At 65.4% G+C, this 17,740-nt stretch carries 21 protein-coding genes; 14 read left to right on the forward strand and 7 right to left on the reverse strand.

What is annotated here, in order from left to right:
• The first annotated feature begins 68 nt into the window (after positions 1 to 68).
• The 3 genes from glgX (at position 69) to AWC25_RS06245 (ending at position 3,474) form a co-directional block, all read left to right on the forward strand.
• Complete coding sequence (gene glgX / locus AWC25_RS06235) at positions 69 to 2,228, forward strand: glycogen debranching protein GlgX (protein WP_069400251.1); 2,160 nt, start codon at positions 69 to 71, stop codon at positions 2,226 to 2,228.
• Between the two features lie 152 nt (positions 2,229 to 2,380).
• On the forward strand, positions 2,381 to 2,623 hold the full coding sequence (locus AWC25_RS06240) for a hypothetical protein (protein ID WP_069400250.1): 243 nt from the start codon (positions 2,381 to 2,383) through the stop codon (positions 2,621 to 2,623).
• Between the two features lie 89 nt (positions 2,624 to 2,712).
• A complete protein-coding gene (locus tag AWC25_RS06245; protein ID WP_084229309.1) occupies positions 2,713 to 3,474 on the forward strand; it encodes an SDR family oxidoreductase in 762 nt (253 codons plus the stop codon).
• Here AWC25_RS06245 and AWC25_RS06250 read toward each other — a convergent pair.
• The 4 genes from AWC25_RS06250 to AWC25_RS06265 all read right to left on the reverse strand — a co-directional run bounded on the left by AWC25_RS06250 (position 3,468) and on the right by AWC25_RS06265 (position 6,660).
• On the reverse strand, positions 3,468 to 4,439 hold the full coding sequence (locus AWC25_RS06250) for an aldo/keto reductase (protein WP_069400288.1): 972 nt from the start codon (positions 4,437 to 4,439) through the stop codon (positions 3,468 to 3,470). The two genes, AWC25_RS06245 and AWC25_RS06250, sit on opposite strands and share 7 nt — an antisense overlap.
• Positions 4,440 to 4,475: 36 nt before the next feature.
• A complete protein-coding gene (locus tag AWC25_RS06255; protein WP_085166497.1) occupies positions 4,476 to 5,447 on the reverse strand; it encodes a sensor domain-containing protein in 972 nt (323 codons plus the stop codon).
• A 170-nt stretch (positions 5,448 to 5,617) separates the two neighbouring features.
• The gene (locus AWC25_RS06260) at positions 5,618 to 6,073 is read right to left on the reverse strand and encodes a lipocalin-like domain-containing protein (RefSeq protein ID WP_069400247.1); all 456 of its coding nucleotides are present in this window, start codon (positions 6,071 to 6,073) and stop codon (positions 5,618 to 5,620) included.
• The gene (locus AWC25_RS06265; protein ID WP_069400287.1) at positions 6,070 to 6,660 is read right to left on the reverse strand and encodes a TetR/AcrR family transcriptional regulator; all 591 of its coding nucleotides are present in this window, start codon (positions 6,658 to 6,660) and stop codon (positions 6,070 to 6,072) included. The genes AWC25_RS06260 and AWC25_RS06265 overlap by 4 nt, the downstream gene beginning before the upstream one ends.
• Positions 6,661 to 6,761: 101 nt before the next feature.
• Here AWC25_RS06265 and AWC25_RS06270 point away from each other — a divergent pair, with 101 nt between their 5' ends.
• Genes AWC25_RS06270 through AWC25_RS27810 form a run of 5 tightly spaced genes read left to right on the forward strand, consistent with a single transcriptional unit; the run spans position 6,762 to position 11,138 of the window.
• Positions 6,762 to 7,589 (forward strand): enoyl-CoA hydratase/isomerase family protein, encoded by an 828-nt coding sequence (locus tag AWC25_RS06270; RefSeq protein WP_084229308.1) that lies wholly within the window; start codon positions 6,762 to 6,764, stop codon positions 7,587 to 7,589.
• A gap of 2 nt (positions 7,590 to 7,591) precedes the next feature.
• The gene (locus tag AWC25_RS06275; protein ID WP_085166498.1) at positions 7,592 to 8,818 is read left to right on the forward strand and encodes a CaiB/BaiF CoA transferase family protein; all 1,227 of its coding nucleotides are present in this window, start codon (positions 7,592 to 7,594) and stop codon (positions 8,816 to 8,818) included.
• A 28-nt stretch (positions 8,819 to 8,846) separates the two neighbouring features.
• Positions 8,847 to 9,314 (forward strand): oxidoreductase, encoded by a 468-nt coding sequence (locus AWC25_RS06280; RefSeq protein ID WP_142278715.1) that lies wholly within the window; start codon positions 8,847 to 8,849, stop codon positions 9,312 to 9,314.
• Positions 9,315 to 9,325: 11 nt separating this feature from the next.
• Positions 9,326 to 10,816 (forward strand): molybdopterin-dependent oxidoreductase, encoded by a 1,491-nt coding sequence (locus tag AWC25_RS06285; RefSeq protein WP_069400244.1) that lies wholly within the window; start codon positions 9,326 to 9,328, stop codon positions 10,814 to 10,816.
• Position 10,817: 1 nt separating this feature from the next.
• Complete coding sequence (locus AWC25_RS27810; RefSeq protein ID WP_069400243.1) at positions 10,818 to 11,138, forward strand: hypothetical protein; 321 nt, start codon at positions 10,818 to 10,820, stop codon at positions 11,136 to 11,138.
• Here the strand turns inward: AWC25_RS27810 and AWC25_RS06295 are convergent.
• Positions 11,077 to 11,436, reverse strand: a complete 360-nt coding sequence (locus AWC25_RS06295) for a hypothetical protein (RefSeq protein WP_085166500.1) — start codon at positions 11,434 to 11,436, stop codon at positions 11,077 to 11,079. The two genes, AWC25_RS27810 and AWC25_RS06295, sit on opposite strands and share 62 nt — an antisense overlap.
• Complete coding sequence (locus AWC25_RS06300) at positions 11,433 to 12,488, reverse strand: hypothetical protein (RefSeq protein ID WP_372513445.1); 1,056 nt, start codon at positions 12,486 to 12,488, stop codon at positions 11,433 to 11,435. The genes AWC25_RS06295 and AWC25_RS06300 overlap by 4 nt, the downstream gene beginning before the upstream one ends.
• 131 nt (positions 12,489 to 12,619) lie before the next feature.
• Here AWC25_RS06300 and AWC25_RS06305 point away from each other — a divergent pair, with 131 nt between their 5' ends.
• Complete coding sequence (locus AWC25_RS06305) at positions 12,620 to 13,180, forward strand: hemerythrin domain-containing protein (RefSeq protein ID WP_069400241.1); 561 nt, start codon at positions 12,620 to 12,622, stop codon at positions 13,178 to 13,180.
• A gap of 84 nt (positions 13,181 to 13,264) precedes the next feature.
• The gene (locus AWC25_RS06310) at positions 13,265 to 13,933 is read left to right on the forward strand and encodes a UdgX family uracil-DNA binding protein (protein WP_069400240.1); all 669 of its coding nucleotides are present in this window, start codon (positions 13,265 to 13,267) and stop codon (positions 13,931 to 13,933) included.
• 9 nt (positions 13,934 to 13,942) lie between these two features.
• Here the strand turns inward: AWC25_RS06310 and AWC25_RS06315 are convergent, their stop codons facing one another.
• Complete coding sequence (locus tag AWC25_RS06315) at positions 13,943 to 15,736, reverse strand: thiamine pyrophosphate-requiring protein (protein ID WP_069400239.1); 1,794 nt, start codon at positions 15,734 to 15,736, stop codon at positions 13,943 to 13,945.
• A gap of 318 nt (positions 15,737 to 16,054) precedes the next feature.
• Here AWC25_RS06315 and AWC25_RS06320 point away from each other — a divergent pair, with 318 nt between their 5' ends.
• The 4 genes from AWC25_RS06320 (at position 16,055) to AWC25_RS06335 (ending at position 17,740) form a co-directional block, all read left to right on the forward strand.
• Complete coding sequence (locus AWC25_RS06320) at positions 16,055 to 16,690, forward strand: flavodoxin family protein (protein WP_085166501.1); 636 nt, start codon at positions 16,055 to 16,057, stop codon at positions 16,688 to 16,690.
• Positions 16,691 to 16,703: 13 nt separating this feature from the next.
• Positions 16,704 to 16,883, forward strand: coding sequence for a hypothetical protein (locus tag AWC25_RS06325; protein WP_069400238.1), 180 nt, complete (start codon positions 16,704 to 16,706; stop codon positions 16,881 to 16,883).
• Between the two features lie 187 nt (positions 16,884 to 17,070).
• On the forward strand, positions 17,071 to 17,307 hold the full coding sequence (mbp1, locus tag AWC25_RS06330; protein ID WP_069400237.1) for a microaggregate-binding protein 1: 237 nt from the start codon (positions 17,071 to 17,073) through the stop codon (positions 17,305 to 17,307).
• A gap of 187 nt (positions 17,308 to 17,494) precedes the next feature.
• Positions 17,495 to 17,740, forward strand: coding sequence for a DUF3349 domain-containing protein (locus AWC25_RS06335; RefSeq protein ID WP_372513444.1), 246 nt, complete (start codon positions 17,495 to 17,497; stop codon positions 17,738 to 17,740).

Below are 17,740 nucleotides of genomic sequence, written 5' to 3' on the forward strand. Positions count from 1 at the left end.
TTCGCCACCGCGTCTGTGCATTTCACAGCGTTGTTTGGCCGGGGTCCGGCTCGGGTATCAAGTGCGCCATGACTAGAGCCGACGGCCCAGCTCCCACGCCCACCGGTGAATTATGGCCGGGCAAGGCGTACCCCTTGGGCGCCACCTACGATGGCGCCGGTACCAACTTCACCCTCTTCAGCGAGATCGCCGAGCGGGTCGAGCTGTGCCTATTCGACGCAGACGGCACCGAGACGCGCATCACCCTGCCCGAGGTCGACTACTTCGTCTGGCACGGCTACATCCCCGCCATCGAACCCGGCCAGCGATACGGCTACCGGGTGCACGGCCCGTACCACCCCGCCGAGGGCCTGCGCTGCAACCCGAACAAGTTGCTGCTGGACCCGTACTCGAAGGCCATCGACGGCACCTTCGACTGGAATCAGTCGCTGTTCAGCTACAACTTCGGTGATCCCGACAGTCGCAACGACGACGACTCCGCGGCCAGCATGCCCAAGTCGGTGGTGATCAACCCGTACTTCGATTGGGGCAACGACCGCCCGCCGGGCCACGAATACGCCGACACCGTCATCTACGAGGCGCACGTCAAGGGGCTGACGCAGACCCATCCCGACATTCCAGAACAGATCCGCGGCACCTACGGCGCGGTGGCGCACCCGGTGATCATCGACCACCTCAAGAGCCTGGGTGTCACCGCGATCGAGCTGATGCCGGTGCACCACTTCGCCAACGACTCCACCCTGGTCGAACGGGGCCTGTCGAATTACTGGGGCTACAACACGATCGGCTTCTTCGCGCCCGACTTCAAGTACTCGACCGGCAGCACCCCGGGCGGGCAGGTGCAGGAGTTCAAGGCGATGGTGCGCACGCTGCACGAGGCGGGCATCGAGGTGATCCTCGACGTCGTCTACAACCACACCGCTGAGGGCAACCACATGGGTCCCACATTGTCGATGCGCGGTATCGACAACCCGGCGTACTACCGGCTCGTCGACGACGACAAGCAGTACTACATGGACTACACCGGGACGGGGAACAGCCTCAACGTCGGCCACCCGCATGCGCTGCAACTGATCATGGATTCACTGCGGTACTGGGTTACCGAAATGCACGTCGACGGCTTCCGGTTCGACCTGGCCTCGACCCTGGCCCGCGAGTTCTACGATGTCGACCGGCTGGCGGCGTTCTTCGAACTCGTCCAACAGGATCCGACCGTCAGCCAGGTCAAGCTCATCGCCGAACCGTGGGACGTCGGACCCGGCGGCTACCAGGTGGGCGGTTTCCCGCCGCAATGGACGGAATGGAATGGTAAGTACCGCGACACCGTCCGCGACTTCTGGCGCGGTGAACCCGCGACCCTCGACGAATTCGCCTATCGGCTGTCCGGGTCGGCCGACCTCTACGAGCACACCGGTCGCCGTCCGGTGGCCTCGATCAACTTTGTCATCGCCCACGACGGATTCACGCTGCGCGATCTGGTCTCCTACAACGAGAAACACAACGAGGCCAACGGCGAGGACAACAACGACGGCGAGAGTCACAACCGTTCCTGGAATTGCGGTGCCGAGGGACCGACCGACGACCCCGGCATCATCGAGCTGCGCGCCCGACAGCAGCGCAACTTCCTGACGACATTGCTGCTGTCCCAAGGTGTTCCGATGATCTGCCACGGCGACGAGCTCGGTCGCACGCAGCAGGGCAACAACAACGGGTATTGCCAGGACAGCGAGCTCACCTGGATCGATTGGGCCTCCTGCGACACCGATCTGTTGGAGTTCACCCGCAAAGTCTCGGCGTTGCGCGCGAACCATCCGGTGTTCCGCAGGCGGCGGTTCTTCTCGGGCAAGCCGGTGGGCCGCCGGGGGCAGGGCGGCCTGGCCGATATCGCTTGGTTCACTCCCGACGGGGACGAGATGACCGACGAGGACTGGGGCACCAGCTACGCGAAATCCGTCACCGTTTTTCTCAACGGGCACGGCATACCCGACCGCGACGCGCGGGGCCAGCGGGTTCTCGACGACTCTTTCCTGCTGTGCTTCAACGCCCATCACGAGCCACTCGAATTCACGCTTCCGCCAAAGGAATTCGGTGCTTCCTGGCAAGTCGTGGTGTTCACCGGTCCCGAGCACGCGACACCCGCCGACGAGGTGCCCGGCGGAGGCGCGCTGACCGTGGACGCGCACAGCGCGGTGGTGCTGCAAGCCCTGGAGACCGAGCGCGCCGGTTGACATCTTGTCGATCCCGCGACATCGATCGGCTGTTCGATCTAAAGATCGCCCTTTCGCGTAGGCGAAGGACGACGAGGTCCGATGCCGTGCGTCAGGGAAGGACTGTTGATGGACGAGCCCGGTGCGGACGCGAATCTGCAGTCGGTGCTGAGGTGGTGCACCCTGACAACATCGCCGAGAAGATCCGCGACCGCGCCGCCGACCCCATCGATGTCGGCGGCCACACCATCCGCGCCACCCTGAGCGTCGATGCGACCATCGCCCTACCGGGCGAACCGGTCTCCTCCGTCACCGCGCGCGCCGACGCGGCGATGTACCGACAGAAACTGGGCGGGCATGATGCCGTCACCCGGTTCTTGATCGAGCGCTCCCTGCGCCGGACACGCCGGGCGTGACCTGCCCGGCAGTGACATGCCGAACCCCAGCTCGATACGCTGTGCCTGCAGCGGCCTCGTTACAGGAGAGGGCAAATATGTCAAGGACAGTGGTTGTCGGCGCATCGAGCGGGCTCGGGCGCTGCATCGGCGTGGGACTCGGACAGCGCGGGGAAAACGTCGCCCTGCTCGCCCGGCGGTTGGAGCGCCTCGAAACCGCCGCCAAGGAGGCGGGGCCGGATGCCATCGCCCTGGCCTGCGACATCACCGACGAGTCATCGATTCGGTCGTCGCTAGACCGGGCCGCCGACGCGTTGGGTGGTATCGACAACGTCGTGTACACGCCCGCGATCAGCCCGCTGGTGCGCATGGTCGACACCGATGCGGACACGTGGCGCCGGATTTTTGAAACCAACGTGATCGGCGCGTCGCTGGTGACTGCGGCGGCCTTGCCGCACCTGACGGCCTCGACCGGCAAGGTGATCTACCTGTCCAGTGACGCCGGCCCGTACGGCCCGTCGTGGCCGGGCCTGGGAGCCTACGGTGTCAGCAAGGCCGCGCTGGAGCGACTCGTCGAGGCGTGGCGCGCCGAGCATCCCGACATCGGCTTCACCAACCTGATCGTCGGGGAGTGCCCGGGTGGCGAGGGCGACGGGGCGACCGGAATGAACGTCGGCTGGGATACGGATCTGGCCATGCAGGCCTACCCGTTGTGGGTGCAGCGCGGCTGCATGCCAGGCAAGTTGATGCCGGTCGAGGACCTGATTGAGGTGGTGCACATGATCCTGCGCACCAATGCGTCTACCTCGATGCCGGTTGTGGTGGCACGGGGCGGACCCGCCAGCGCCGCCGTCCTCGCCCCGGCTCAGTGACGACCGAGCCGCTCTCGCGCCAGGTCGGTCACAAAGCGGATTGGTGACACTGGACGGAATGCCAGCGCCGTGTCGGTCAGCGCGTCCCTCGTCTCGGCGGGCAACTCGATGTCGGCGGCGGCGACGTTGAATTCGAGCTGCTCGACGCTGGACGCGCCGGGAATGGCGACGACGCCGGGATAACTGATCAGCCAGGCCAGCGCCACCTGCGCCGGCTGGGCGGCAACGTCGTTGGCGACGTCGCGCAGCAGCTGCAGCAGCGGCTCGAGGCGTCGCAGGTTTTCGGTGCCGAACAGCGAATTGATCGCGCGGATCCCGCCCGGCCGGTTGTCGACGTTGTACTTACCGCCCAGCAACCCCTGTTCCAGTGGGCTATAGGCGATCACGATGCGGTTCTCCCGTTCGGCGAACGGCACCAGGTTTTTCAGCGCCTTGGGGAAGGCGAGCGAGAAGTGAACCTGATTGCTGATGACCGGCCGGCCCAGCGCGGCGTCGGCCTTCTGCCAGCGCTGAAGCGAATAGTTCGAGACGCCGGCGGCGCCGATGGCGCCGCTGTCGAGGAGGTCGCGCATGCCCGGCATGATCACCGAATCGGGCACCACCGGGTTGGCCTGGTGGATTTGATAGAGCGGAATCCGGTCTAGCTGCAGCCGCCGCGCGCTGGCCCGCTCGCGCTGCTTGATCACCGCCGGAAACGGCGCGACCGGAAAGACTTTGCTGGCCACCGCGACCTCGGCACGCTCGTCGCCGAGCGCCTCGCCGAGGATCCGCTCACTTTTGCCCAGCCCGTACACCTCGGCGGTGTCGAACAGCGTCACACCCAGCGCGCGAGCGCGTTGCACGATGTCGCGGGCGGGACCCGCGGCGTAGTCGTCCCCGTAGCCCCACTCTCGCGAGCCGAACTGCCAGGTGCCCAGCCCGATCCGGCTGACCCGTCCGACCCCGTCGACGTCGACATATTTCATGTGTTCACCGTACTGGCCCAACACTTGCCGCTTCGACTAGTCGGGGATCTTGCCGACGATGTAGTTGGCGATGCTGACGGCGGTCTGCCGGGGCGCGCCGGCATCGGTCGTGCCGAGGTTGACGACATACAGGTCGACCACGACGTTCGACTTTGCCGCGGCCGCTCGGACAAAACGCACCTTCAGACCCTTGGGTGCCAGACCCATCGTGGTGATGCCGTTGCCGGCGTCGGCCGGCGGGCTCAGTGACAGCTGGTAGGTCGGCCCGCCCCGGGCGGTCAGCGTCACCGGCGCCCCGCCGCAATCACGCCAGCCGTCGACCAGCTTGGTCACTTGTGCTTGTGCGGTCGGCGAGTCGCGAAACGCCATCACCGCCTGGATGACCTGGACCGACTTCAACAGCGTTTGCGTGTCGGAGTACGCCTCCGCGCGATAGCGCAGCATCGCGGTGAGGTCGTAGGCCTCCGGGGCCCCGGGCATCACGGCGCCCCAGCACTGCGGACGATCGATCGTCGCGTCCGTATCGCTCTTGCTCGGCCGGTCCCAGGTCTGGCCGGCTTCCAGGTTTTGGTCGTTGGTAAGGCCTTTCAGGGCGTCCAGTTTGGGCAGCAGCCTGATCACCTCGTCGGGCGCCACCTTCGGTGGTGGCGGCGGCTCGGCGCTGGTGCCGGGGATGGCCGTGATTGCCGGCGCGGCGCTCTGCTGCGGCCGCGAGACGGTCAGGGTGGACAGCGTGGCCCACCCCGCCAGGGCGATGACGGTCAGGGTGATGAATGCATACGACAGCGACAACCCGACGAGCGCCCGGTCACGTCCGAGCTCGCCGGTGCGCCGGATTTGCGCCAGGCCCAGATGCCCGAGAATCGCGCCGACAGGGGCGAACACGAATGCGAACACCACCGACAGCGTCGCGAAGGTGTTGACCGGCGGGGGCTGCGGCGGCGGGGGTGGCGGCACGAAGACCGGCGGTGGGGTGTGGGGGGCGCGGCCCAACGGATCGTAGCTCAAGGATTCTGGGCTAAAGGGGCTAGAGGGGCTAAAGGGATTGTGTCCGAACGGATCCTGAGGGTTCGTCTCGGCCTCCTTGGTCTGGGACCCTGCCCAGACTTTAGTACCGGGACCTAGGCCATTGGTAGCTCTAGGCCATTGGTAGTTCTAGGCCATCGGAAGTTGCATTGTCAGCTGCGACGCCACACCAGCTTCGCGTTGCGCGGCGCACCGTTGAGCACGATCGGTTCGGCCGGGCCGAGTTCGAGGTAGCGCTCCCGCAAGCGGGCCGTGCGGTATTGGATTCCGCCGATCCAGTTAGGCAGCAAGCTGACCTCGACGTGATGGGCGATCAGGCCGTCGCCCACCACGGAGAACGGGCCCGCATAGCTCATGTATCCACCGGCCGCGGCGGCAAGCTCGCTGTCGTGCGCATGGTGGGGATCGTCGCGGTCGAACGGGGTTCGGTCGGCACGCATCAGCTGGGCCGACATGTAGCCGTCCGGGGTGTACATGATGACGCCGCGGGCGTCGACGCCTAGTGGGTATGTCACCTCGGACCGGTCCAGCGCGCAGCTTTCGTACGACTCCAGGGTCCAGGCGCCAATCAGCTTGGTGCGCAACTCTTCTGCCGTCGTTGTCGTCATCGGACCGGTGCCCCGGCTGCCGCCTCGGCGCTCGCGGTGAGCGCGGCGATGGCGGCGTCGAACGGCTCGGGGCTGCGCAGCACCCGGCCGAGTATCAGCGCGCCTTCCACGGCGGTGACGGCGTTCAGGGCGAGTTGCCTCGCACCGTCTTCGGGTACGCCCTTCTCACCAAGACGAGCCGCCAGTGTGGCGATCACGTCGCCGAAGCCGCGCCGGGCCGTGTCGGAAAGCTGGGCCGAGGCCGGGATGGATTCGATGACGATGGGTGCCACGGCGCAACCCTCGCGGTAGTCGCTGGCCGTGAGTTCGTCGCGCGGCCGGCCGATGAACGCGGCGATCAGCTCGGCCGCCGTGCTCGCGATGCCCGCTGCCCGGTTGATGTGGGCGATGGTGTCGGCGGAATGCACGAGCGCCACCTCGGTGGCGAGTTCTTCCTTGCCGCCCGGGAAGTGGAAGTACAGCGATCCCCGCGGTGCCGAGCTTTCCGCTACGACGTCGGACAGCGCGGTGCCGTAGAAGCCGTGTTCGCGGAACAGCCGTCGGGCCGCCGCAATCATCCGGTCCTTGCTGTCACTCCTCTTTGGCATGTCGTCCATCATACATAGTTCTTGACATTCCGCGGCAAGCAGTCCTAACGTGGGCATTGACGTAAGTATGACGACCGACATAGTTAGATGAGGGGAAATTGATGACGGAGCTGGACCAGCCGGTCGGTGCGATACCGCCGGTGCATGCCCCGGACCGGGACTCGTCACCGGTGGCGCGTGAGATGGATGGCCACGTCGCCGTGCTCACCATGCAGCACGCCCCGCACAACTTTTTGGGTACCGCGTTGTTCGACGCGCTGCTCGACGGAATCCATTGGGCGGCCGAGCAACATGCCCGTGCCGTGCTGCTGCGCAGCAGCCTGCGTAATTTCTGTGCCGGCGCCGACGTCACCTTGTTCGATAGTGCCCAACACGGCGAGACCCTGGATCTTCCCGTTCTCGACCTGCTGCGCGCGTTCGATGCGCTCCCGATACCGATCGTCGCCGCCGTGCATGGTGCTTGCCTGGGCGGCGGTGTGGAGTTGGCGATGGCCTGCGATCTGATCGTGGCCAGCGAGTCGGCCAAGATCGGCAACATCGAGGCGTCGCTCGGGTTGAACCCGTTGATGGGCGGCATTCAACGGATCACCCAGCGTGCCGGCGCGGCGCGGGCCAAGGAGATGGCGCTGCTGGGCCGTCGCTATGACGCCCGCACGCTGGAACGGTGGAACATCATCAATCGCGTGGTCGCCGACGAACAACTGGCAGCGGTGACCAGCGCGCTGGCTCACGAGCTCGCCAACGGGCCCACCGTCGCTCATGCTTCCACCAAAGCCATTGTCTCGCATGCGATCTCGCACGGCGTTGCGGCGACCGACGAGGCGATGCAGGAGTTGCAGAAGGACATCTGGAAATCCGAGGACCTAAGGGTCGGGCTGGCCTCGCTGGCCTCCGACGGTCCCGGAGCCGCGCGGTTCGGGGGGCGGTAGTCATGGTGCTCCCACTCGACGGTGTCCGGGTGATCGACTTCACCCGGGTGCTGGCCGGCCCGCACTGCACCAAGCATCTGCTCGACCTGGGCGCCGAGGTGATCAAAATCGAACCGCCGCGCGGTGACATCAGCCGCCTTGCGTTTCCGCGCCAAGACGAGATCAGCGGCTACTACGCCCAACAGAACGCGGGCAAACGCAACTTGAGCATCGACCTCAACGTGCCCGAGGCGCGCGACGCGGTGCTGCAGCTGTGCGATACCGCCGACATCATCGTCGAAAACTTCCGTCCCGGCGCGCTGGCGTCCTTCGGCCTGGACTATCAGTCGGTGGCGGCGCGCAACCCCGCCGTCGTCTACGCCTCGATCAGCGGATACGGACAGACGGGGTCGTGGCGAACCCGCATGGCCTACGCGCCCACCGTCCAGGCCGAGGTCGGCTTCACCCTGAATACGTTGCGGCAGTTCGCAGTTGACGGTGACGATCGCCGGTCGGACCCGTTGTCACATGGCGATGTCTACGCCGGACTACACGCCACCATCGCGGTCTTGGCGGCCTTGCAGCATCGGCGGGTCACCGGCGAGGGACGATACGTGGACGTGGCGATGGCGGCGGTGCTGACGTCGCTCAACGAGCGGGTGCACTATGACCTTTCGGACGTCGACCTGGGCGAGGAGACGCCGATCCTGGGCGCCACCGACTGCGCATTCTTCACCAGTCCCGAAGGCCACCAGTTCGTTTCGCCGATGAGTCTGGTAGGCAGCATGAGTTTCCCGTTATATCTGCACGCGATGCGGCGTCCAGACCTGGCCGACGACCCACGGTTCCGCACCCCCCAACTGCGCCGCCAGCACCTGGCGGAGCTGCACGCGATCGTGCAGACCTGGATCTATACCTTCGACTCCATGGGTTCGCTCGACGCGCAGTTCGACGAGGCCAAGATCGCCACCGGTCAACTTCGTGACATCGCCGAGTTCAGCGCCACCGAATGGGCCAAAGACTGGGGGATCACCCGCGACGTCCCCGACCGGCACGGTGGCAGCATCACCATCCCCGCACCGCCCTGGCATTTCAGCGGCCACGACGGCGCCCTCGCGGTGCAAGTGCCGGCGCGTCAGGGCGAGCACAACGACGAGATCCTCAAAGAGATCGGCCTCACCGGCGACGAGATCGACGCGTTGCGGGAAGCCGGAGCGCTGATCGAATCCGCCCGTCCGCCTGCCGTTTGATCGGACTGCCGACGGGTACGCGGCGCCCGTGAGCCTTCGCAGCCGGTTGATACGGATGCTCAGCTTGGGTGGATATGTCGCGTTCAACATGCCCAGGACGGTGACCGCGGCGGGCGTGGCGTTGTTGCTCGGCTGTGTCGCGACCCATATTTACGCAGTGCTCAGCCAACCAGATCGACCCGCCTTCTTCCTGGTGTACGTCGCGGCGGCGGTCACCGGGTGCGGACTGATCGCCGTGCTGCTGTGCTTGACGCGCAGTCCCGTTGCGATGCAATTGAGTTGGGTCCTCGGCAGTGCGGCATCGGTGGTCATTGCCGGGATCGTGGCGGGCACCCGAATCGTGCGGTTGAGCGCGCTACCGGCGATCACCGGGCGGTGGGATGTCGCCGCGGCCACCTTGACGCTCGCCTTCGCCGGTGCGTTTGTTGCTCTACATGCCACGGTGCTGCTGGGTATCAATGTCGCCTACCCGCGACGGCAGCACTGGATGGATTGAGCGGAGGTCGGATGACTACGCTGGACTACCCGGCCTGGCTGCGCGTCGATCATTGGCTCAACGTGCTGTTCTTGACGCTGTCGATTCGCAGCGGTATCGAGATCCTGTCCACCCACCCGAAGTTGTACTGGCACGAGGACTGCCAACCCGGCACCGAATGGGCGCGCTTCACCACGAAGACCATGCCCACCGACCGGCTCTACGACACCCTCGATGAGGAAGAGAATTACAGCTCGTTGGTCGCACTGCCCGGTCACAAAAAGCTCGGCATGGGCCGGCATTGGCATTTCATCTCGGTGCTCGGGTGGATCGCGGTCGGGATTTCCTACTACATCTTGCTTTTCGCGACTGGCCAATGGCATCGGTATTGGCCCTATTCCTGGTCGATCTTCGCCGAGGCGCGGAACGACATCGTCACGTACGCGACGTTCAACCTACCGCCGCTGCTGCCCGGTGAACCGCTGGACGCCATCCAAAAGCTCACATATGCGGGGGTCGTCTTTGTGCTCGCCCCGTTCCAGATCGTCACCGGCGCGGCACAATCCCCGGCGATCGAGGCGAGGTTCCCCTGGTTCGTGCGACTGTTGGGCGGCCGGCAATGGGCGCGCAGTCTGCACTTCCTCGGACTGGTGGGGTTTCTGCTGTTCATCGCGATCCACCTGGCAATGGTGTTCTTCTGGGGGTGGGGACCACTCACCGCCTCGATGATCTTCGGATCGGTCCGCAACACGCATTGGGCGACTGTATGTTCCCTCGCGATCATCGTTGCTGTTGTTGCCGTGCACGTCGCGGCGACGGTGTGGAGTTTGCGCAGGCCGGTACAGGTACGCCGGGTGCTGGGCGCGGTGGTGACACGTGCCCGACTTATTCTGTTGCGCCCATTGAAGTCTCGGCAGAACTATCCGAGACGGATGCTTTCGGCGGAGCATCGGGTCAATGGCAAACCGCCGTGCTCGGTGGCGTACAAGGTGATGGCCGTGCACAACTTCCGCGATTGGCGGCTCCGGGTTGGCGGACTGGTAGAGAACCCGATGACGCTGGACCTCGCCGCGCTGCGAGCGTTGGCTGACCCGGAAGCTCAACGGGTGCTGCACAATTGCGTGCAGGGCTGGACGAGTATCGGTGAGTGGACGGGGCTTCCGCTGGCGCTGCTCGCTGACCTGGTACGCCCACTTCCACAGGCGCGTTACGTGTGCTTTTTGACCATGCAGGACACCGGCCGGGACGAACCGAGCGCCGAAGGGGAGGGCCGGTTCTACGAAGTCATTGACCTTGAACTCGCCTACAAGCCGCAAACCATCTTGGCATACGAGATGAACGGAATGCCGTTGCCCATCAAGCACGGCGCACCGCTGCGCCTACGGGTCGAGACGCAGGTCGGCTTCAAGATGGCCAAGTGGATCGATCAGATCGAATTCATCGACGACCATCGCGGCATCGGCCACGGCTTGGGCGGATGGCGTGAGGACAACGTCCATTACGACAAAGACGTGGAAATTTGACATGCAAGAGGCGGCGATGGTGCGTCCCGAACTGATTGGATTGGACGAGGCGGCACGGCAACGGGTGCGCCGACGAATAGCCGCCAAAGGCGGCTATTGCGGTTGTTGCGGGGCAACGGATTTCGATGTCGGCGACGCGCTGTTTCTCGGCTTCCTGTTTCTGGACGAGGACCACGACGCGTACATGATCGCGTTGACGTGTCGTAACCGGGAGTGTGCCAAACCGCGGACCGGAATCATCCTGCCGGAGAAAGACTTTCTCACCGGCGAGTCCGTCCGCCGGGGCGCAAGCGCTTGGCGGTCGCTGGCGGGGCATCGGTGAAGACCGGCCGTGCGAGGCCAAACCGGTCGATCAGGTTCGACAGACCGTGCAGCTCCGTGCACAACAGCTCGAAGCGACGTTGGTCGTCGGTGTCCAACTTGCCCAGTGCGCTGTAGTGCACCAGCCGCCGGAACCGTCCTGCCATCGCGGTACCCCATCCGATGCTGAAGTCGTAACGGCGGCCCTCGGTGATGGGCTCGTCGGCGTCCGCGGCCCCGAGCGCGCGAAGTGCCGCGATTTGGCCGCTGAGCAACACGACGTCCTCGTCGATGTCGATCTTGTTGGGCGCGGAGTTCATGGCTTCGGCTTGGCAATGCTCACCACATCGGGCGAGTCGGCCAGAGTGAGATGGACCCGGTGGGGGCCGACGGCCATGCCGGAGACGCGAAGCGCGCCGGCAGCGCCGGTCGGACCCGCACGATAAGGGACGACCCGGATCACCGGGATGGTGTGCTGGGCAAAGCCGGTAAAGCTGTTCGTTTCGAGCACAACCAGTTCGTGATCGGTGGCGGCATAGATTCGGGTGCTATCGGTGGCCAGGTAGCGGATCGGCGAGGGCAGCTGGGCGCTCGCCAGTACCTCCAATCCCGCCCCGCCCCGGCGCGAGTCGACGGCGTAGAGCACGTTGCTGTCGTGACCGGCCACGTAGCTGCGGGCCACCGCGGCGCCGTCGCCCGCAGCGACCGCGACGTCGATGCCCAGCGATCCGCGTTCGAGCGGCGGCGAGGACGGGCCCCGAAAATAACGAATTCCGGACGCATCGTAGAGGTGATAGTCGATCTGGCGGCCGCGGTTTGCCCCGTCGATCCGCTCGGCGGCGGCGCCTTCGATCACGGCCGTCCGTAGTTTCCGGAAGCCGTACTGATCCACCGGTGTCACCGACCTGCCGTCGGAAGAGAGAGCGAGCAGGATCCGCATTCCGGCATCCTCGGACAGATAGGCCGGACTCGGACCGGCGTCGAATGCGCCGACTTGGTGCAGCGTTTCCAGGTTCACCCGTGCGACGGTGCCGCGTTCGGGTTGCGGGACGAACACGACCAGGTCATCTCGCTGGCTGATCTGCAGATTGCGCCCAACTGCCAGCGGCGCAGACGAGCGCGTCGTCGCGCGCCGGTGATCGGCCCCCGGGGTGACCTCCACCAGCCGGTTGTCGTCGGTCAGCGCGATGAGGGTCTGCAAACGGTAGGACCATACCGGCTGACGCAATACCGCACCGCTCGACCACCGAACCACCTCGGGTGCGCTCTGCGACGACGTCGCCGGTTGGGCACAACCGGCGGCGGTCAAGAACGCGCCAATCAGCACCAGGCAGCCCAGCCGGTGCCCGCGGCGACGAATCCCGGGAACCAAGCCGCTCACCGTCCCTTCCCGAAATATGCCCCGACCAGGCGCATGTTTCGTGATTCGGGTGATGGGTAGCCGCTTGCAGGCGCGCGAAACAGTCTGGCGCGCTGCAAGAACGAACTTAACGGGAGGACTTCATGGCTCACGCCGCCGTCACGTCACCCACCGATGTGGTCGACTTTCTGTCCAGTCAGCACGAGCAGATCAAATCGTTGTTCACCACGACACTTTCGGCGTCCGGGGACGCCCGCGAGAAGGCGTTCGTCGACCTGCGTCGTTTGCTCGCCGTGCACGAAACGGTGGAGGAGGAAATCGTCCATCCGCGGGCGAAGCGCAAGATCGCCGACGGAGCCGCCGTGGTCGAGCAGCGGCTGGAAGAGGAGCACGAAGCCAAGGCGGTGCTGCAGAAGCTGGAGAAGCTCGACGTCGACAGCGCCGAGTTCACCCGAATGCTGACCGAGCTCCGCGACGCCGTGCTCGACCACGCCGAGCATGAGGAAAAGGACGAGTTCACCAGGCTGGGCCAGGAATTGAGCAGCGACGAGCTGGAGAGTATGGGCCGCGCCGCCAAGCTGGCCGAAGCGATCGCGCCCACCCGGCCACACGCCGGCGTCGAGTCGCAATTGGCGAACCTCGTCGCGGGACCGTTCGCGGCGATGCTGGATCGAGCCCGCGACGCCATCGTCGGAAAAGGCTGACCAGCGGCTGATTCGTTTCGCCAACGTCGGCAAGGGTATGCCCGGGAACATGAGGTTCCCGGGCTACTTGCTGTTCGGCCGGCGATGACCGCGACGAAGCCGACCGCCGAACCATTCCTGCCCGCGCAGCGTTCGCTCCGGTCCCTGCAGACGGCGGCCGAAAAGTGCGAAGGCTGTTCTCTTTTCGAGAACGCGACCCAGACCGTCTTCGGGCATGGCAAGGTCAAGGCGCCGATCATGCTGATCGGTGAACAACCCGGAGATCAGGAAGACCGGGCCGGGTTGCCGTTCGTGGGTCCCGCAGGGAGATTGCTGGCGAAGGCACTCGACGATGCCGACATCGATCCTGAGAGCACGTATCAGACCAATGCGGTCAAGCATTTCAAGTTCACCCGCAAGGGCGGCAAACGGCGAATTCACCAAAAACCCAACCGCACCGAGGTGGTCGCGTGCCGGCCCTGGCTGCTGGCCGAGATCGACGTGATCCACCCGCAGGTAATCGTGTGTCTCGGCGCTACCGCCGCGCAATCCCTGCTGGGGGCTTCGTTTCGGGTGTCTGCCCACCGAGGTGAGGTGCTGACTCTGGCCGCAGCGGCGCCCGCAACGACCGCGGACGAGGGGCCGGCCGTGGTGGCGACGGTGCATCCCTCGGCGGTGCTACGGGATCGCAGCGATCGCCGCGACGACGCATACCAGGCCTTCGTGGACGATCTGCGCAGCGCACGCTCGGCTCAGCTGCGCTCGGCGAGCTGAGCCGGCCCGTCAACTGTTCTTGTGCGGCAGGAACTCCTGAACCTTGGTTTTCAGCCCCTGCTTGACGAATCCCACACGGTCCTCGTCACCGGACAGCACGGCGGTGGCGGTCGCCTTGAACTGATCCCAGGTGGCGTGCGGTGGGATGGGCGGCATGTCGGGATCGGTGTAGACGTCGAGCACCGTCGGGCGATCGGCCGACAAGGCCTCGCGCCAAGCGCTGGCGAGGTCCTCGGGATCCTTGATGACCATCGCGTTCAGGCCCAGCCCGGATGCGAAGGCCGCGAAGTCGACATCCGGAAGTACTTGGGACTCGGCGAATTTCGGCGCGCCCTCCATGGCCCGCATCTCCCAGGTGACCTGGTTGAGGTCGTTGTTGTGCAGGATCGCCACGATCAGACGCGGATCCTCCCACTCCTGCCAGTACCGCTTGATCGTGATCAGTTCGGCCATGCCGTTCATCTGCATGGCACCGTCTCCGGCGAATGCGATCACGGGTCGTCGCGGGTGAGCGAATTTCGCGCCGATGGCATAGGGGACACCGGGCCCCATCGTCGCGAGGGTGCCCGACAACGACCCGCGAATATTGCCGCGGAACTTCAGGTTACGTGCGTACCAGTTAGCAGCGGAGCCGGAATCGGCTGTCACAATCGCGTCATCCGGCAGTTGCGGCGAAAGCTCGGAGAACAGTCGCAGCGGATTGATCGGGTGAGCGTTGACTTTGGCTTCCTTGTCCATCGTCTCCCACCACCGGGCGACATTCTTCTCGATGCCCTCGCGCCACGACCTGTCCGCCTTGCGGCGCAGGTGCGGGATCAGCGCCCGAAGCGCCGTCTTGGCATCGGCGACCACATTGACCTCGTAGGGGAAACGCATGCCGATGAACCGGCCGTCGACATCGATCTGCACCGCCCGGCACTGCCCGAACTCGGGCAAGAACTGGGTGTAGGGGAAACTGGATCCCACCGTCAGCAGGGTGTCACAATCACGCATCATCTCGTAACTGGGCCGGGTTCCCAGTAGCCCGATAGAGCCAGTGACCCAAGGTAATTCGTCGGAAAGCACGTCCTTGCCGAGCAACGCCTTGGCGGCGCCCGCACCGAGCAGGTCCGCGACCTCGGCGACTTCGGCGCTGGCAGCTCGTGCGCCGTTGCCTATCAGCATGGCGACCTTTTTCCCGTCGTTGAGCAGCTGGGCCGCCCGGGTGATTGCGGCATCGTCGGGGGAGACGGCCGGGTACTCGATGCCCAAACTGGACGGCACCATCTTGAAGGCGTGAGTGGGCGGCGAGTACGGCAACTCCTGCACATCGGCGGGAATGATCAACGCAGTCGGGGCTCGCTGCGTCATCGCTACCCGGATGGCGCGATCCAGCACGTTGGGCAGTTGCTCTGGGACCGTGACCATTTGGATGTAATCGCTGGCGACGTCTTTGAACAGGCTCATCAGGTCGACCTCCTGCTGATAGGAGCCGCCCATGGCGCTGCGGTTGGTCTGCCCGACGATGGCCACCACCGGGACGTGGTCGAGTTTGGCGTCGTAGAGTCCGTTGAGCAGGTGGATCGCGCCGGGGCCAGACGTGCCCACACATACCCCGACCCGCCCGGTGAACTTGGCGTAACCGACCGCTTCGAACGCGCTCATCTCTTCGTGACGTGCCTGAATGAATTTCGGTTGATTGTCGGCGCGTCCCCACGCGGCGAGGAGTCCGTTGATGCCGTCGCCCGGATAGCCGAAGACGTGCTCAACGCCCCACGCCCGCAGCCGCTCCAACAGGTAGTCGCTGACCTCTTGCTTAGACACTCGTCATCCTCTCTCGAACTGTCGGGATGAATCCCGAACGCCGTCCTTGGGGCTCCACGGGTTTGACGCCCCAAACGGCGAAGGCGGGAAGGCCCGCCGGCCGTGGCCGAGTCCGCGACCGCCGCGGCGGTAACGGGCACGAGCGGGCAGCATCGATACTTCCCACGCGGGGGGAGGTACCCCCGCAGATGCCCATTAAGCATGTCGCAAACCTGTGACTCTGCGTAAAAGATCGGTTCGACCCGAACGGCTGGTCCGAGGTCCGCCCGGCCCTGACGGGAGCGGTTTGCCAGGCGGGTCAACGGGTACGCCGCGCAGATGCCTAGCGGAGGTCCAGCACCCGTCGGCGCGCCGCGTGCGCTGGCCCTGGTGTGCAGTCTCAAACGCAGTCCGACGCCGTCGAGCAGTGAGCTGCTCGCCGAGCAGGTGCTCGAGCAGATGCGCAATGCCGGGGCGCGCTGCGAGTCGATCCGGTGCGTCGACTACGCGATAAAACCCGGCGTAGCGGCCGATATGGGGCCCGGTGACCAGTGGCCACAACTGCGGGAAAAGGCGCTTGCCGCCGATATTTTGGTGCTGGCGACGCCGGTGTGGCTGGGCCACCTGTCCAGTGTGGCGCAGCGGGTGCTGGAGCGGTTGGACGCCGAGCTGTCCAACACCGACGACGCGGGCCGCCCGACCATGGTGGGTAAGGTCGCGGTGGTCGCGGTCGTCGGGAACGAGGACGGCGCGCACAAGGTCACCGCGGACGCGTTCCAGGCGCTCAACGACATCGGGTACACGATCTCTGCGCAGGCCAGCACCTACTGGAACGGTGAAGCGATGCAAACCACCGATTACCGAGATCTGGACAAGGTGCCCGACGCGGTCGCCTCGGCTACCGCTGCCGCCGCACGAAATGCCGTGTACCTGGCCGGAGTGCTGCGCGACGGCACGTATCCACCGTACGAGTGAGGAAGGGGCCACGATGACCGGGAAACACCGCGCTAAGGCCGAGAAATCCGAAGAAGACATCGACCCCGATCCCAACGTTGCCGGATCGCGAGCCGGCAGCGACAAGGACGGCAGCTATGTCGGTCGCGCATCGTCCGATGATGACTTCGGCAGCGGCGAAACCGGTGCCGAAGCGCGCAGCCAGGACGGTTGAGCAGCGATCAATAGCCTTGCGGGAGAACGTTTCTCGGAGCAAGAAGGTGCCGCTGGATCCGAGTGCCTACCGTGGGATAACCCGTCGCTCACAGGTGATCAACCCCACCAATTGTTTGACCAATCGAACCGGGGGAAGCCCTTGAAGATCACCGGAGCAAGAGCAATTAGCGAAAGAGAGGTGTCCCATGGGGGATGACAAGAGCGGACCGCAGGAAGCAGTGAAGGGCGCCGTCGAGGGCATCAAGGGCAAGGCCAAGGAGTTCGGCGGAACCATCGCCGGCCGCGACGATCTCGTCGAGGAGGGCCAGGCCCAGCAGGACAAGGCGGACGCCCAGCGCGATGCCGGAAAGAAAGAAGCCGAAGCCGAATCCGCCCGCGCCGGCGCGAAGGCGGCGGAGGAACGGCAGAAGGACGCCCAGTAGTTCGGTACGACGTTAGTAGGCCCGGTCCCGTAACGGGACCGGGCCTACTCGGTTGCGGTAGTGCAAAAGTTTTGCGAATGAGGTTTCAAGCCGGAGCGCGTGGTTACCCATCGCGGTGATCCGCGGGTACCCTGCGGGACGGACGCGAAGGGCCACGATGAGTATTAGCAGTCGCATATCGAGACTCGTGGCTTTTCTGCGCCTCCGTTACCCAGCCGTCGCGCCGCCGGTCGGTTATGCGCCGCTGCTGGCGCTTTTGCCGCGGCGAATGTCCGATGACGAAATCTCCGCAACCGCAACCAAACTTCGGATGTTGGCGTGCTCAACGATCGAGCGAATTGACGTCGGTGTCGAAATCACCCGCGCCACCGACGAACTGCCGCTGCCCGATGACGTTGACCGGGTCTGCCGTCAACTTCTTCCGCTCGAGTGA

Origin of the sequence: Mycobacterium sherrisii (assembly GCF_002102355.1) — a bacterium.
Classification (GTDB): Bacteria; Actinomycetota; Actinomycetes; order Mycobacteriales; family Mycobacteriaceae; genus Mycobacterium; species Mycobacterium sherrisii.